Origin of the sequence: Marinomonas foliarum (genome assembly GCF_003337275.1) — a bacterium.
Classification (GTDB): Bacteria; Pseudomonadota; Gammaproteobacteria; order Pseudomonadales; family Marinomonadaceae; genus Marinomonas; species Marinomonas foliarum.
In genome coordinates this window covers 104,364-120,362 of sequence record NZ_QPJQ01000003.1, presented here as the reverse complement: position 1 = coordinate 120,362, position 15,999 = coordinate 104,364, and the positions used below count along the sequence as shown (strand labels likewise).

At 42.9% G+C, this 15,999-nt stretch carries 13 protein-coding genes; 5 read left to right on the top strand and 8 right to left on the bottom strand.

Annotated features, from left to right (window positions below; translation table 11 throughout):
• Window positions 1–39 precede the first annotated feature (39 nt).
• The 3 genes from DFP77_RS02490 to DFP77_RS02480 all read right to left on the bottom strand — a co-directional run bounded on the left by DFP77_RS02490 (window position 40) and on the right by DFP77_RS02480 (window position 5,893).
• On the bottom strand, window positions 40–1,875 hold the full coding sequence (locus DFP77_RS02490) for an ATP-binding protein (protein ID WP_114410786.1): 1,836 nt from the start codon (window positions 1,873–1,875) through the stop codon (window positions 40–42).
• Window positions 1,876–2,044: 169 nt separating this feature from the next.
• Entirely contained in the window at window positions 2,045–3,646 is a 1,602-nt protein-coding gene (locus DFP77_RS02485) for an isocitrate lyase (RefSeq protein WP_114410717.1), read from the bottom strand.
• A gap of 60 nt (window positions 3,647–3,706) precedes the next feature.
• A complete protein-coding gene (locus DFP77_RS02480) occupies window positions 3,707–5,893 on the bottom strand; it encodes a malate synthase G (RefSeq protein ID WP_114410716.1) in 2,187 nt (728 codons plus the stop codon).
• A gap of 143 nt (window positions 5,894–6,036) precedes the next feature.
• Here DFP77_RS02480 and DFP77_RS02475 point away from each other — a divergent pair, with 143 nt between their 5' ends.
• A complete protein-coding gene (locus tag DFP77_RS02475) occupies window positions 6,037–7,563 on the top strand; it encodes a DUF3612 domain-containing protein (RefSeq protein ID WP_114410715.1) in 1,527 nt (508 codons plus the stop codon).
• A 98-nt stretch (window positions 7,564–7,661) separates the two neighbouring features.
• Here DFP77_RS02475 and DFP77_RS02470 read toward each other — a convergent pair whose 3' ends face one another.
• The gene (locus tag DFP77_RS02470) at window positions 7,662–8,327 is read right to left on the bottom strand and encodes an NAD(P)H-dependent oxidoreductase (RefSeq protein WP_114410714.1); all 666 of its coding nucleotides are present in this window, start codon (window positions 8,325–8,327) and stop codon (window positions 7,662–7,664) included.
• A gap of 154 nt (window positions 8,328–8,481) precedes the next feature.
• Between DFP77_RS02470 and DFP77_RS02465 the strand changes: the two genes are divergently transcribed.
• Complete coding sequence (locus DFP77_RS02465) at window positions 8,482–9,021, top strand: TetR/AcrR family transcriptional regulator (RefSeq protein WP_114410713.1); 540 nt, start codon at window positions 8,482–8,484, stop codon at window positions 9,019–9,021.
• Window positions 9,022–9,184: 163 nt separating this feature from the next.
• Here the strand turns inward: DFP77_RS02465 and DFP77_RS02460 are convergent, their stop codons facing one another.
• Both DFP77_RS02460 and DFP77_RS02455 read right to left on the bottom strand, forming a co-directional pair.
• On the bottom strand, window positions 9,185–9,409 hold the full coding sequence (locus tag DFP77_RS02460; protein WP_114410712.1) for a DeoR family transcriptional regulator: 225 nt from the start codon (window positions 9,407–9,409) through the stop codon (window positions 9,185–9,187).
• A gap of 17 nt (window positions 9,410–9,426) precedes the next feature.
• Window positions 9,427–10,593, bottom strand: coding sequence for an MFS transporter (locus tag DFP77_RS02455; RefSeq protein ID WP_114410711.1), 1,167 nt, complete (start codon window positions 10,591–10,593; stop codon window positions 9,427–9,429).
• A gap of 131 nt (window positions 10,594–10,724) precedes the next feature.
• Between DFP77_RS02455 and DFP77_RS02450 the strand changes: the two genes are divergently transcribed.
• The gene (locus DFP77_RS02450) at window positions 10,725–11,669 is read left to right on the top strand and encodes an AraC family transcriptional regulator (RefSeq protein WP_114410710.1); all 945 of its coding nucleotides are present in this window, start codon (window positions 10,725–10,727) and stop codon (window positions 11,667–11,669) included.
• A 221-nt stretch (window positions 11,670–11,890) separates the two neighbouring features.
• Window positions 11,891–13,102: a phosphoribosyltransferase family protein gene (locus DFP77_RS02445; RefSeq protein ID WP_114410709.1), complete on the top strand. Its 1,212-nt coding sequence runs from the start codon at window positions 11,891–11,893 to the stop codon at window positions 13,100–13,102.
• A gap of 89 nt (window positions 13,103–13,191) precedes the next feature.
• Here DFP77_RS02445 and DFP77_RS02440 read toward each other — a convergent pair whose 3' ends face one another.
• Window positions 13,192–14,082 carry a LysR family transcriptional regulator gene (locus DFP77_RS02440; protein WP_114410708.1) on the bottom strand — a complete coding sequence of 297 codons (891 nt, stop codon included), beginning with the start codon at window positions 14,080–14,082 and terminating at the stop codon, window positions 13,192–13,194.
• 99 nt (window positions 14,083–14,181) lie between these two features.
• On the opposite strand from DFP77_RS02440, the gene DFP77_RS02435 reads away from it, so the two are divergent.
• Window positions 14,182–15,156, top strand: a complete 975-nt coding sequence (locus DFP77_RS02435) for an NAD-dependent epimerase/dehydratase family protein (RefSeq protein ID WP_114410707.1) — start codon at window positions 14,182–14,184, stop codon at window positions 15,154–15,156.
• Window positions 15,157–15,242: 86 nt separating this feature from the next.
• Here DFP77_RS02435 and DFP77_RS02430 read toward each other — a convergent pair whose 3' ends face one another.
• On the bottom strand, window positions 15,243–15,827 hold the full coding sequence (locus DFP77_RS02430) for a hypothetical protein (protein ID WP_114410706.1): 585 nt from the start codon (window positions 15,825–15,827) through the stop codon (window positions 15,243–15,245).
• Window positions 15,828–15,999 lie beyond the last annotated feature (172 nt).

The window sequence follows — 15,999 nt, the reverse complement described above, 5'->3', positions numbered from 1 at the left end:
GATTAACCGATGCAAAGAAATCAGCCAATGAAAAGTAACCTAACTCTTTTTGCTAACCTCTTTTAATGTAATCTCATTGCGCATACCAGCTCGAACTTTGTTTACTATGGACTCCAGGTCTTCAAACAAGAAAGGTTTACTGATAAAAGCATTCATACCAGAATCAAGGCATTGTCGCTTAATATCTTCTTCCACATGGGCAGTCAGAGCGATAATCGGAGTTTGATTTAGACCTTTGCTTTTTTCAATCTGCCTAATAGCAACAGTGGTTGAAAAGCCGTCCATTTCCGGCATGTTACAGTCCATGAAAATAACATCATAATGTTGAGAGCCATTAAACCTCTCCAACGCCATAACGCCCGTTTCTACTAAATCCACCGAACATCCCAATTTAAAGAAGAACTGCTCGCAGATCATTTGATTTACTTTATTATCTTCAGCCAACAGAACATGCAAGTTAGTTGGGAGATCAGGTTTTGTTAATGTACTCCCAGACTCTAGTGACTCCTTAAAAACCGACGGGACAGTCAGAGCAAAAGGAATCTCGATAGTAAAAGTACTGCCCACACCCACTTCACTTTCAACAGAAATAGTCCCCCCCATAAGCTCGACTAAACGCTGTGTAATACTTAGCCCCAACCCCGTGCCTCGGATATTAGGATTAAAATGGTTAACCTGATAAAACTGCTCAAAAATTTGCTGTTGCTCTTCAGACGATATACCAATGCCCGTGTCTCTAATAGCAAAAGACAAAATTACAGTCTTGTCGTCATCACTTTGCTTACTAGAAACCTCAATCGAAATTGTCCCTTCATCGGTAAATTTAAAGGCATTACCAACAAGGTTATAAAGGATTTGATGAAGCCGGAAAGAGTCTCCTTGGACTAGCTCTGGTATATCATCTATTGCACACGTTAGCGTTATTGGCTTTTTTTCAAACTGAGGTGAAAGCAGCAACATTACTTCATCAACAACCTTACGCGGGCTAAATGCAACTTTTTCCAATTCTAATTGCTCGGCATTAATTTTCGAGTAATCTAATATATTATTAATAATGTGCATCAGTGTTCTACCAGCGTTGTTGATCACCGTAACCTGCTGCTGTTGCTTTTCGTTAAGGTCTCCCATCGCAAGTAATTGCGCCATACCAAGTACGCCATTCATGGGCGTCCGTAATTCATGGGTCATCGAAGATAAAAAATCGGCTTTGGCCTGCCCCGCTAACTCGGCCGCTATTTTCGCTTTCTCAAGCTCTTCAGCCTGCTCTGACAGCTTTAAATTGTCATTCAGCGCCTGCCAATAAGCACGGTTTTGTTGCTTTCCCGTCATCAAAATAAACAGGCCATAACCCAGAATTAAGCCAACAACAATCAAGTTACCAGGCTCATTCAAAAACACACCCGCCGACAAAGCAAAAGGCAAACAGATTAACAGCCAATAGCTGCGCATTATTTTATAGGAAGGAGCTAATACAGTGATGCCACCAATGCTGATACCTGCCGCCGCCATCATATTAATGGTTACTGCCAAGTCGACAATCGGATTAATATAAAAAAGCCAAGCAGAGCCACTAACCCACACAATAGCGGAGGAATTATAAATAAAAGCATAACGAGAGAAGTACGAAGGGTAATCTATATCGTGTGAAGAAAATACTTTGAAAAACAAAACCAAGCGATAGATTTGGAGAAGCATAAAACAGCCGGAAAAAACGCCAATAGTATCTAGATGCTCACGCGCCGTTGCGGAACTAAAAACAGCAGCCCAAAACGCAAGTAAGTAAAAGATCCCGCCATATCGAGAACGTTTAGCTAAATCTTTTAAGCTAATCTCACTAACTTGCTTATCACCCAGCGCATAACGTGAATTATTCAATAAAACCCTCGAATTCAGTGGCCAAAAAAGTTTGAGAAAACCAGTTTCCAAAAAACTGACTTACACCATAATAATCCATTTACAAAATATTAAAAACTAAGCAAAAAACCAGCAGGGGGAAGACTGCTGGTCTTTGTTATCAATACACTCTGACGCTTATTTCATTTCATCAGACTGCAAATTGATTCATGGTGTTATCTTTGCCAGATGCTTTAAGCGCTTGCTCACCAGAAAAGTACTCTTTGTGATCATCACCTATGTTAGAACCCGACATGTCTTGGTGTTTCACACAGGCCAAGCCTTGGCGAATTTCCTTGCGCTGTACTTCTCTCACATAACCCAACATGCCTAGCTCACCGAAGTAATCTTTCGCCAAATTATCCGTAGACAAGGCGGCCGTATGGTACGTCGGCAAGGTAATCAAATGATGGAAGATACCTGCTTGCGCAGCGGCATCTTTCTGGAAGCGTCGAATACGCTCATCCGCTTCCTCGGCTAACATGCTGCCATCAAAATCTTGTGACATCAGTTTCTCACGTTGGTATTGGCTAACATCTTTGCCTTCTTCCAACCACGCATCAAACACTTGCTGACGGAAGTTCAATGTCCAGTTGAAAGAAGGACTATTGTTATACACAAGCTTGGCATTTGGCATAACGTCACGAATACGATTCACAATCGCGGCGATTTGCCCAATATGTGGTTTTTCCGTTTCGATCCACAATAGATCCGCGCCATTTTGCAAAGAGGTAATGCAATCCAACACCACGCGGTCTTCACCCGTATTCGGTTTAAAGCGCACCAAACCATTCGGCAAACGAGTGGGCTTAATTAATCGCTCGCCCAGTTTGATTGCCATATCGCCAGATTGCATCTGCGCAAGTGAGGTCACTTCTTCGCCATCGATAAAGGCATTGTATTGGTCGGCTAAATCTCCAGGCGTTTGCGATACAGGAATTTTTTGCGTTAAACCCGCGCCTAACGAATCCGTACGCGCTACGATCACACCATCGTCTACACCCAGTTCTAAAAAGGCATAACGTACCGCGTTAATTTTCGCTAAGAAATCTTCATGAGGAACTGTCACCTTGCCATCTTGGTGACCACATTGCTTTGCATCAGACACTTGGTTTTCGATCTGGATACAACAAGCGCCCGCTTCAATCATTTTTTTCGCTAGCAAATAGGTCGCTTCTTCGTTACCAAAGCCTGCATCAATATCCGCGATAATTGGCACTACATGGGTTTCGAAGTTATCAATTTTTTGCTGAGCGGCTTGTTCACGGACTTGATCACCCGCTTCTCTGGCGTCATCCATTTCTTTAAATATGTGCTGTAATTCACGGGCATCCGCTTGCTTCAAAAAGGTGTACAACTCTTCAATCAACGCTGGCACAGACGTTTTTTCATGCATAGATTGATCTGGCAATGGGCCAAACTCAGAACGCATGGCAGCGACCATCCAACCAGACAGGTACAAGTAACGGCTACGTGTGGTGCCAAAATGCTTCTTGATAGAAATCATTTTTTGTTGGCCAACAAAACCATGCCAGCACCCCAAAGACTGGGTGTAATTCGCTGGATCTTTGTCGTAGCTCGCCATGTCTTCACGCATGATTTTAGCTGTGTATTTGGCGATATCTAACCCCGTATTAAAACGGTTTTGCAATTGCATTCTCGCTACGAATTCAGGGTTCATCGCCGCCCAAGTTGGGCCTTGTTGATTGATCGTATTGCTCGCTTGCTGTGTTTTATTATTATAAGTTTGCATGGCTCTTCTCACTCTTTAGGTTGTTTAAATGGGTACAAATTCTTAACAATTAATTCGTTTTCAGTGCGTGTCCTTTACCTGTATTCGGTAGGCATGTAGCAAGGGCTCTGTATAACCGTTAGGTTGAATAGCACCTTTGAAGATCAAATCCTGCGCGGCTTTAAAAGCGACACTATTGGCATTTTTCGCCATTGGACGATATCCCTCGGTGGCTTTATTTTGTTCATCTACCACCAATGCCATGCGTTGCATCACCTCATCAATTTGCTCTTTGCTACAGATTCCATGCAGTAACCAGTTCGCCAGGTGCTGACTGGAAATTCGCAAGGTGGCACGGTCTTCCATCAAACCCACATTGTTAATGTCAGGCACTTTCGAACACCCCACGCCCGCTTCAATCCAGCGCACCACATAGCCCAATAAACCTTGAACGTTGTTTTCGATTTCTCGTTCAATCACTTGCTGCGACAAGGTCAAATTGCTTGGAATCGTCGGGATGGTTAGTAAATCTGTTAGGCTCGCTTTCGGACGATTTTTTAGTCGCTCCTGCACTTCAAACACATCCACTTGGTGATAATGCAATGCATGTAAAGTCGCCGCGGTTGGTGATGGCACCCAAGCCGTATTCGCGCCCGCTTTCGGATGGGCTACTTTCGCCGCCATCATCGCTGCCATTTCATCTGGCATGGCCCACATTCCTTTGCCAATTTGTGCTTTGCCAGGCAAACCACACTGCAAGCCTATGTCGACGTTGCGATTTTCATAAGCCTGAATCCAAGGCTGAGTTTTAATCTGATCTTTTGGCAAGAAAGCGCCCGCTTGCATACTGGTGTGAATCTCGTCACCAGTTCGATCCAGAAACCCCGTATTGATGAAAAACACCCGAGATTTCGCCTGACGAATACACTCTTTCAAATTCAAGGTCGTACGGCGTTCTTCGTCCATAATGCCGATCTTGATGGTGTTTTCTGGTAAGCCAAGCATCTGCTCTACTCGAGCAAATAACTCACAGCTAAACGCTACCTCTTCTGGGCCGTGCATCTTGGGCTTAACGATATAAATGCTGCCAGTTCGGCTATTGCTCATTTTTTTCTGCTGTTCGCCTGCTGTAGGCAGCAAATCTAATGCGGCAATCAAGCTTGTTACGACCGCATCAATAATGCCTTCAGGCACAAAGTTACCCAGTTCGTCTTGCATCAAGTCACATTCCATCAAGTGACCGACATTGCGAATCAACAACAAAGAACGGCCATGTAAGCGGTATTCTTGATTGTCTAAGTCCGTAAAAATACGGTCTGGGTTCATGCGGCGCGTTTGCGTCTGCCCATCTTTTTCGAAGCGAGCTTCTAGCGTGCCTTGCATTAGGCCAAGCCAATTGCGGTACACGTCAATTTTGTCTTCGGCATCAACGGCCGCCACGGAATCTTCACAGTCCATAATGGTGCTTAGAGCTGACTCAATAAGAATGTCATTGATATTAGCTGGGTCTTTCACACCGTTTTTACCGTTACGATCAAACTGGATTTCTACGTGTAAGCCGTTATTTTTCAGTAATACGGCTTCAGGCTCACTACGCTGACCATTTACCGCCACCAGCTGGCAAGGTTGCTGTAAACCGGTTTGGCTTCCATCTTGGAAAAATGCCAATAAATGATGGTAATAAACCACGTAGCTGATCACGTCTTTGTGAGAACCAGACTCGAGCGGAAACACCTCATCTAAAAAGTCTTTGGCTTTGGCAATCACCGCTTCGCCACGAACTGGGTTATAGGCTTTGCCTGTCGCTAGCTCGTCTGTTTTGGTGATCACATCCGTGCCGTAAAAAGCATCATACAAACTGCCCCAACGAGCATTGGCGGCATTCAGCGCAAAACGTGCGTTCTTGACTGGCACCACCAATTGAGGCCCTGCCAAGTGAGCAATTTCGTCGTCCACGTTCGCTGTGGTAATGGTGAAATCGTCGCCCTCTTTAACCAAGTAACCAATCTCACGTAAGAAGGCTTCATAAGCCTTTGTGTCCATGACTTGGTCTTTATGATCAAGGTGCCATTGATCAATTTGTTGTTGCATCTGGTCACGAGTGGCCAATAGTTGACGATTAATTGGTGATAGATCAGCAATCAGCTGCTCAAGGTCGCGCCAAAATTTGGTTGGTTCGATAGCGTGAAGTGGCAGCACTTCTTCATTGATGAAGTGGCAAAACCCTGGATGAATCACACTGTTATTTTTCGCTTGGGGCATATTCATCTCGCTTTCCTTCTTTCTCTTATCACTCTGATTCTTAGGGTTAGCAATTCGCTTGATCTCTCTTTCGATTGCTTGATTTATAGTCTATGCCCGACTAAGATAAAATTTCACAATAAGAATTACACAGTGTAAATTTTACAAAAATGAAAAATAAAAATAGCCTCAATCGCAAAGCCCATTTTTTGGGAACAAAAATCCGCAACCTGCGTAAACGCAACCGTTTGACGATGGAAGACCTGTCGGCACGGTGCATTAAAATAGACGCAGAATCGGCCCCATCAGTGTCTTATTTATCCATGATAGAAAGGGGGAAACGTATCCCCAGTGAAGACGTATTGGAAGTCATCGCCAGCGTTTTTCAGAAAGAAGTCGAATGGTTCCTAGATGATATTCCGGAAGAAGAGGCCATTACGCCTTCCAAAGGTTCCGGTGGTGGCATCGATGGGATGGCCCTAGAGCCGAACTTTTTGTTTTCCAAAGAAATACTGCAAATCGCCATTCCAGAGATGCTTTCCCAAACGGGCACCAGCGGTCGACAATTTGCGCATTTATTGATTCGCGCCCACCAAGAACACCATCAAAACCATTTCCCTGATCTAGAACGCGCGGCGGAAGAAGTGGGACTCAAACGTTTGCCATTGAGCCTTGATGAGATTGTTGCCATCACCAAGCAAATGGGCTTGCAGATTAAATGGTTTCGCAAGACGCCGTTAGCGGTATTACAAGAGATGGGCATCAGTGAAAGCCATGTGGTGACGTCTTTTTTTGATCCGCCGAGCACTATTTACATCAACCAAATCATGAAAGCCCAACCACAACGATTAAAATACAATCTCGCAGTGCATATTGGTCACACGGTATTGCACGACAAAGACGGCATGAAAAACGTCTTGGTCACAGGGCGAAATGAAATATCCCCATTGCAGGCTAAGTCATCCAAAATACAATCATCTGGTATGGATGCTCAGGATATTTTGTACGCTTGGCGAGACTTCGAATGCAGCTTCTTTGCGGGTGCTCTGCTTTGCCCAAAAGTGCCCTTTCGACAAATGCTGGATCGCAACGGCTACGAAATTAATACCGCGCAACTGGCGGGTGTTTCAGAATCGGTCACCATGCGTCGTATGACAGCAGCGTCGCCTTATCCCCATTGGCATTATTTTGATGCTTACGCACCGGGTAAACTCAAAGCCGTGTATCGAGGTAATGGTATTCCCTTACCTTGGGGCAACATGAGCATGGTGGAAGATCCTTGTCAGCACTGGTCTGTATTTCGCAAAATCAGCGAACCTAGCACTGGCACATCCGCACAAATATCGATTCTTAATGTCGGCGACGAACCGCGAATTTACGCTTGTGAATCGATCAAAGTACAAGATCTTGCAGGCAACAATCACGTACTTTGCTCCGGCATCGATTTAAACCCAGCTATTGATGCCCAAGGCAAAGACGCCCTTTCAATTGCGGCAGATTTACGGGAAGCCTGCGTAACCAGAGGCGGTTCCTCACAGATTCCGAGAAGCATCAAAAAAGACCTGATGAGTGTGGCGAAGATTTTAAACATCAACTGGGTCGAACGAGGCATAGACAACGACGCGAGATTGATTTGCTCTCGTGGCGCCGTTTGCCCGAGGAAACCGAGTTGTTATCAACAATGTGAGGCGCGGTAGTCAGCTTGTTTGGAAAAAATATGGTGTTTACTCGTCCCTCTAACAACTTCATAAACACCATACTTTTAACTTTAAAAAGGTAACAACTTCACTATTAGCTAGGCTAACGATTTTTTCACCAAGAACTCTTCCTTAGCGTTTCTTTGTTTCCGGCTTGGGGCAATAAAACCTTCACCCAATTCTTTTGCAAACAACAACCCCTGCTTTCGATTGGGAACGTTAATTTCACCTTCTACATCATAAATTAAATGGCTCTCAACATCCGTTACGCCACTATACGAAAAAATTCCAAGGTCAATTTGAACCTTCATGGCTTCTTCATAATTATATTTTTCATACGTCGCTTTTTTTGAACCTCCCACTCCTAACAATAGCGTAGGGAGATTCGTAAGAAGGCCATTAAGATTTTCTTTGCCGCGGTCTTCAACGCTTTTACCATATTGGTATGCCCAACCAACGGTAAAAACTCGCTCAATCCATCCCTTCATCAATGCTGGCATGCTCCACCAATAAACAGGAAAAACAAACACAAGTTGATCTGCTTTTGCCACTCTGTGCTGCATCTCTGCGATCTCGGCTGGAAGCTCTCCTCCCCAGAAACAAGCATGATCCTCTTCAGTAAATCGGGGATCAAATCCTTCACGATGTAAGTCTAATATATCAATTGAATGGCCCGCGTTGATGATTGGCCCATGAAACGCATCCATGACAGCCGCTGGATATTTATCTCTAAATGGATGTGAAAAAATCGTCAATATGTTCATAAAGTCACCTCAAAAATAATGATAGAAAGTATCGAATTAGCGTCTTGTACTAGCACTAACTAAACGTTACTAAGAAAATTTTCGTTGTTATTAAGCAAAAGTAAAACTATCGTTCTACTTGAAATAGTAGAGAGATCGTTTTACATTGTCAAATATGAACAAAACACATGAGAAAATAGCAGCAGGGCTCGAACAAGCTTTTGCTAAAAATGGTTTTACCGAACTGGGTGTCGATGGGTTACGGGATGCTGCACAAGTTAGCTTGCGCACACTCTATAAATACTGCCCTTCAAAAGAAGCTATGATCATAATGGCACTAGAGTATCGTCATGCTCGTTATCTCAATCATCTCTTTACTGATTTATCGGCTAAAAGAGATGAAGTCCCATTCGAGATATTTTATAGAGTTAGTCAATGGATGCATGAGAATTCGTCAGAAGGATGTCTCTTCCATAACGCAGTTGTCTCATATCCAAATAGTGAGCCAATTCGGTCTATGTTAGAGCGTCATAAGAAGGAAGTAGCAGAACGGATGACAGAAGCAGCAGGCATTCCCACAATAAAAGCTCAGTTATTATTGTTACATGAAGGCATAGTGCAAAGCTGGCCAGTCCTAGGCGAGCAGGCAGCAACTAGCGCGAACATACTACTGGTTGCTATGTTGGAAAATCAAAAATACAGTATCGCCAAATAATTTTTTCTAAATAGTTATTAGAAGTCTGAGGCTCGATGGTCGATATTTTTAGAGGAAAATTAATATATTGAAGCCAAGCCTTGTGGTGTTTTGTTAGGCTTGGCTTTTATTTCTGTATCTTCATCACTCTTAAAATTTGACGGTGAATAAGAAAAAATAATAACTACTTTTCTTCTAGCTCCGAATACGCTTCTACAACAACAGCCCCAGCGTCAATACGTTTTAACAAACCCGCTTTTTCTAGATAAATCATGTCGTTGTAAATGATGTTATCCGACACATTAAATCGCTGCTTTAACGTCTCAGAGAATACTTTTCCATCCAATGCTAACAACAGCAGTATGGTTTGTTGTCGCTGAATGCTTTTCCTATTCTCGAAGCTCATCATTACGTCGCTCTTAGTTATTAACGTAAAGAAGTATTGCTGTAACGTCGTAATCGCTCAGTTGTCACTAATATAACGACAGAAAGAAAGACTAATATCGCCGGCAATGACGCGAAAGTGAAGGCTGTTGCGGCACCACCTAGCACTGGCGGAACTATCATAATTCCTATATAAGCGGAGGCCATAGATAAGCCTATAATGGTTTGTGATGCAGCCGAGCCAAAACGTTTTGGGGTCATTTGAAGGGTATTAGGAAAGATAGGTGCGCAACCGAGTCCAATCAATATCAAGCCCATTTTTGCTAGTCCATCAAAGAACGGCAGAGCCAGTAATATACAACCCAATAAGATAATGAACACGCCAGCTCGTATTAGAGCTTCTTCGGTAATTTTTTCAGCAATGACGCCACAGGCAAACCGCCCAGCCGTAATCCCCAAATAATACATAGCGACCCAGAACGCGGCATCGGCAGCCAAGACATCTCTTTGTGTCGTGAGATAACTTGCTGCCCACAATCCAGTACTCATTTCTATCGAGCAATAGCAAAAGAACACCGCCATTTGCAATGGAACGCCTGTAATTTTCAAGGCGGTCGTATTCGAGACTAACGCCCCACTAGTGTCATTGCTTTCTAAAGATTTAACAGCAAACTTCTTCCACAGTGGCAGGGAGGAAAAGAGTAAAATAACGAGCAAAAATTGCACTACAGCGATTGTTACATAGCCATCACGCCAGCCTTCACTGAGGGTCAGGTAATTCGCCATTAATAGTGGACCTGCCGTCGCCCCCACACCCCAGAATGAATGCAAGTAATTCATGTGTTTAGCTTTGTAATGCAAAGCCACGAAGTTGTTTAATGCAGCATCCACTGCACCCGCCCCAAGACCCAAAGGAATAGCCAAAAATACAAGCGCTAGAGCCACATTGGACATACTAAAACCAAGTAATGCGATGGCTGTCAGCAAAACACTGATTGCGACGACTTTTCCAATCCCAAAACAGTTAATTGCTTTTGTCACATAAAGACTAGAAAGAACGGTACCAGCACTAATAATGAGAGAAATGACACCCGCAAATTCCATCGAGGCATTTAAGTCGCTCCTCATTACTGGCCACGATGACCCAAGTACAGCATCAGGTAATCCTAAACTGATAAAAGCGATGTAAATAATAAAAAGCAATAGCATGACAATCTTGACCTATATATGATTTTTTAAAACAATACTGCCTAATTGATTTTGAATATAGATATATACTTCCTTAAAATATAACGATTCTATCGAAACAACGTCACCAAACAACTTTACTAAGTGATGCCATGCAAATTTATAAAATTGAAACAGAAAAAAATGGCAAAGAACTGACTACTCATGGTAGCCATGACTTTCCCTGTGGATCTTATGACGAACGTTTTTCCCATTTTTTTGGTGGCGAAGTTCCATGGCATTGGCACGATGAAATTGAAGTCGTATTGGTTATCGAAGGGGCTACTAAAGTCGAATGTCTCAATACCAGTGACATTGTAAAAACTGGTGAAATGATCTTTATCAACGCGAACACCCTACACAAGCTGACGAACCATGGAACTGAAGATTGCCGTATACTCAATGTGGTATTCAGCCCGAAAATACTCGGGGGTGGCGATTTTGGGCTCATTTATAAAAAGCATGTACTTCCGGTTATTAATAACAAAGAACTCATGTTCTATAAATTTTCTACAGAAAAAGCCTGGCACCAACAAGTCATTCATGAGTTAGCGAGTGCTTTCAAGGTATGGGATGAGAAGCGCTCTGATCGCGAATTCTATATGAATATAGCCTTAATGAAATTTTGGCATATTTTCTGTACGAACCATCAAGACATCACCTCTTCAAAGAATGCTTCGAGAACGAATGAAAGAAGAGTACAAACGTTACTCAATTTTATTCATGGCCATTATGATGAACGCATTTCCATTGCCGATATCAGCCAAGCAGCAAGCATTAGTGAAAGTGAGTGCTATCGTATATTTCGTAATGCGTTGGGCAGCTCTCCTAACAGCTACTTATTGAATTATCGGCTAAGACAATCAGCACTATTGTTAACCGAAACTAGCCGACAAATCGCCGATATTGCCTACGCAAGTGGATTCAACTGCTCCACCTATTTTTCTAAAAAATTTAAACAAAGCTTTGATGTCGCCCCCATGCAGTTTCGTAAAAAATACAGCGTTACTTTGGACCACCCAATAGCTCACCACTTACCCGAAATGCAAATGGAATAATGTTTCTAGTAAAAAGGCACTTATTAGAGAGCGGACACAACTGAGAATCCCTATCATTACTGACGATAGAGTTAATTTTTCCCTTCGTTTTTGGCTAAAGAAAAAGTAAGGCTTCATTAGATCGACATAAAAATGCCTTTTTCCTCAATCAGCCCTATCGAAATACGCCCACAAGTATTAAAATCAGCGCAAATTCCCATACCCTTAGTTAAGGAAACCTCATGACTTTGTCGACCAGCCAGTCAACTAATGTCGTAGTTGTTAGTAACTCTTCTGATAATCCCTTTGCTATTGATGTTGCCTATGCAATGGGCCAGCACGAAGACATCGCTGATCTGATCAGTATGAAGCAATTCATGAACTCTGAATTTTGCCCTCGTTTTATTTCTGACGAAGCAGATTTCGAAAACATTGGCCGCAAACTTAAGGGTAAAGCTGTCATCATCGTCAGTACTGGCAGTCATGTAAAAAGCCGCCAAGAATTAGCCATGTCCAACCTAATTATCGCTCGCGCCGCAAAAGAAAATGGTGCTGATCGCGTTATCTTGGTTGAACCAGATTTATTCTACAGCGCACAAGACCGTGGCCCTCATCAAAGCCTAGGTGAAACCAGCTTCGAGCGTGACATCAACGATGTTAAGAAGTTTGACGGACAGCCCTTCACTGCGAAGCTTTATGCACAACTATTGAAGCTGTCTGGTGTGGATACGGTAATGACCATCCATAACCATTCTGATTCTGTGCAAAAGATCTTTAATGACGTCTTTGAAGGCGATTTCCATAACTTAATCCCTTATGAGATTTACGCTCATTACTTATTGAATTCAAACATTTTGAACTATGGCGAAGACGGTGAAGGTTTGGTGCTATGCGCACCAGACAAAGGCGCCCGCGACTTCGTTAAAGAAATGTTCAGAACACTGGGTCTTAGCAAAGCAAAATTCATCATGCTTGATAAAGATCGCACAGCTGAACGCAAAGTAGAAATCACGCTTCATAAAGAAAGCGAACATACTTTCGACGGTCTGGATGGTGCGAGCATTGTATTGTTCGACGACATGGTTCGCACAGGCTCTACTGTTGTGAAGTCATGCCAATTTTTACAGCAGATCAATCCTGAGCGTATGGTGTTTGCGGTATCGCATTTTTATGCCAGCGATGAAGGACGTGAGCGTATGGCGCATCCTGCGATCGGTGAAATTTTAACGCTAAACACCCTACCTACGATTTTGAACCGTGATGAGCAAGGCCGTCTACGTAAGAAAATGGTCGTACTAAAGGTAGAGAAATGGCTTGCTCAAGAGCTTTGCAACATTCTTGATTTGCCACAAACTCACGAGCCGAATCCTTACAAGATCGATATGTCTTCTAAAAACCCACGATTTAAACGCAAAATTTGGTTCAGTGAAGAGCTGTCTGAATTAAAAAGCTAACATTCAATATAGCCCAACATGACAACATGTTGGGCTATATACTCCCCGCGTAAGACCTTCCATTGCTTCAAGCTAAGCTTTTTCTCTGGCTAATCCACATAACCTAGCAAACCAGTAACAAGTTGATCAAAGACAGCTTTGCAAGCTGGGCTTTTTCTTAGATCCTCATGCATGGTCACCCAAGTATCCATTTCAAAACAAAAATCATCTGCTAATAAACGAACCAGGTTATCATCTTGCTTGGCTAAACCTTGCTGACAAATACCTATCCCCACACCAGCCCGAATTAGAGCGAGTTGCGCCACATTACTGTCGGTGCGAAAACAGAAACTATCCTTCTCAACAGAAAAAGGTAATGTTTTGACTACTGCTCGGATGTAGTCAGTCAGCCGATCAAAACCAATTAAACGATGCTTTTCAAGATCCTCCAGTGTCATAGGCACGCCATGCTTGTTTAAATAATTTTGATGGGCAAAAAAGCCAACTTCTATATTGCCAATACGTCGTGCGACTAATTGAGTTTGTGTCGGACGAAATAAGCGTATTGCAATATCGGCTTCTCGGTTGAGTAAATTTTGCACCTTATCAGACAAAACCAACTCGATCTCAACCTGCGGTAGTCGTTCCGCAATGTCAGCGAAAATTATTGGTAACACTTCGATGGCAATCACGTCACTGGTTGTGACTCGCACCGTGCCTTGAATACCGTCAAACTGCGAACTCGCTACACGCTCAATAGCTTCAGCTATACTTGCCATTTCACTCGCTGGCGCCAATAAAGCGTTTGCAGCTTCAGTCGGTGTTAATCCCCCCTGAGTACGGACAAATAGCGTCATTTTCAATACTCGTTCTAACTCAGATATATGCCGCCCAATAGTAGGCTGAGTGGAGCCAAGCGCACGTGCCGCAGCCGATAAAGACCCTTCCTGCATGACACTAAGAAATGACCTGTATAACTCCCATCCAATATTTTCATTCATACAAAAATGTATAGCCGCCCTATTGTTTTCATCAATTTCATTCAACTAAAAGAATATCTAAGCTTGCTTCATCAATCTACTTAATTTTGGAGAAGTAAAATGAAGCAGTCATTAAAGCAAAACAAAGCCTTAATATTAGGCGCCACAGGAGGCATTGGCAGCGAAGTAGCAAATCAACTTAGCAATGCAGGCTGGTACATTAATGCACTCAAACGTCGTGCTCATACCATGTCGGAAAAGAAGAATATTACTTGGTTCGAAGGCGATGCACTCAATCAAGCCGATGTGGAAGCCGCGGCTGAAGACTGTCAAATCATCCTCCATGGTGTTAATCCCGCAGGCTATAAAAACTGGGGGACCTTGGTTTTACCTATGTTAGATAACACTATTGCGGTTGCCAAAAAAACGGGGGCTTGTATTGTTCTGCCTGGCACTATCTATAACTATGGGCCCGATGCTTTTCCTGTAATTCATGAAACATCTCCACAAAACCCTACCACAAAAAAAGGTCGTATCAGGGTTGAAATGGAACGCCGTTTACAAGGTTTTGCAAACTCAGGAGGGAAAGTTATCATAGTTCGAGCAGGGGATTTTTTTGGACCAAGCGCTGCGAACAGCTGGTTTTCTCAAGGATTAATCAAGCCAAATCAAGCCATAAAAAACATCAACAATCCATCTGAAATTAATATTGGCCACCAATGGGCTTACTTACCAGATGTCGCTAAAGTCATGGTTAAATTAATTGAAACTCGTGACACATTAGACAGCTTTTCAACATTTCATATGAATGGTTTTTGGGATGAAGATGGAGTGCAAATGGCAAAATCCATTCGTCGAGTAGTAGAAAGAAGCACGGGTAGAACGCCAAATATTTGCGCATTTCCTTGGTGGCAAATACGTTTTCTCACGCCATTCAATCAAACACTAAAAGAACTGATGGAAATGAAATATCTTTGGCAAAACACGATACGCATGGACAACAGTAAACTTATTCAACAATTAGGGTACGAGCCATTTACCCCAATAGACAAAGCACTAGAAAATACCTTAAAAGAACTCAATTGTCTGAATTAAAAAGCTAATACTATTATTCTTTAAGAGTAGCTATAAAAATGCCGCGATCACGCGGCATTTTTGTTTCTTGTGTTCAAGAATATTTCTTAGGCACGAAACGCCAGCAAGAGGATATCTTTGATTTTACGATCTATTTCTACTTGTGCCGTTTCAAAATCGGCTCTTTCTACCTTGTACAAGAAAGGTTGAACACCACGCAGTTTCTTGATCGCTTGCGGATCTTCGGCCAGCAAGACGGCAACATAAGAAAAAGCATCATAGTAAGAAAAAGCCTGTTCTTTAAGCGCATTCAAGTAAGAGTCGACAGACTCTTCTCCAAACACTTGCTTAATCGCCGTAACAGCACCAAACACAGCAACACCTTCACATAAAGCAGGTGTTGTCGCGCCGTCATAACCAATCGGATATTGGCCACGCACCATCTCTTGAATGACATCCGCCAACAGCATGACATCATTACTGAATACTCTGGCTGGCATGTGGATCTTGTAACGATATGGCTCATCAGGGTGCGCAAATACTGCGCTTGGCTTGGCTATGTCATCCCACACTTCAAAGCCATCAAATTTGGCTTCTTCAACGGCTTCGCCAAAAAGAAACTCCACTGCTGGCAACCAAGCCGCACGTAATTTTTCTAATTTATTTACTTCTGTTGAGTAAGTGTCAGCCACAACCTCATCCTTATTTATTCTGAAAGAAACAGAGCATTCAAACCATGGTTAAAGCGCCCTTTTAGATAGACGAAACCTTACCATAATGATGAAGATCAAGCAGGATAAATTCGACGATAAATACGCAGACACCAAGGAGAATACTGGAATCAAGATCAATGAAATGGAAAAA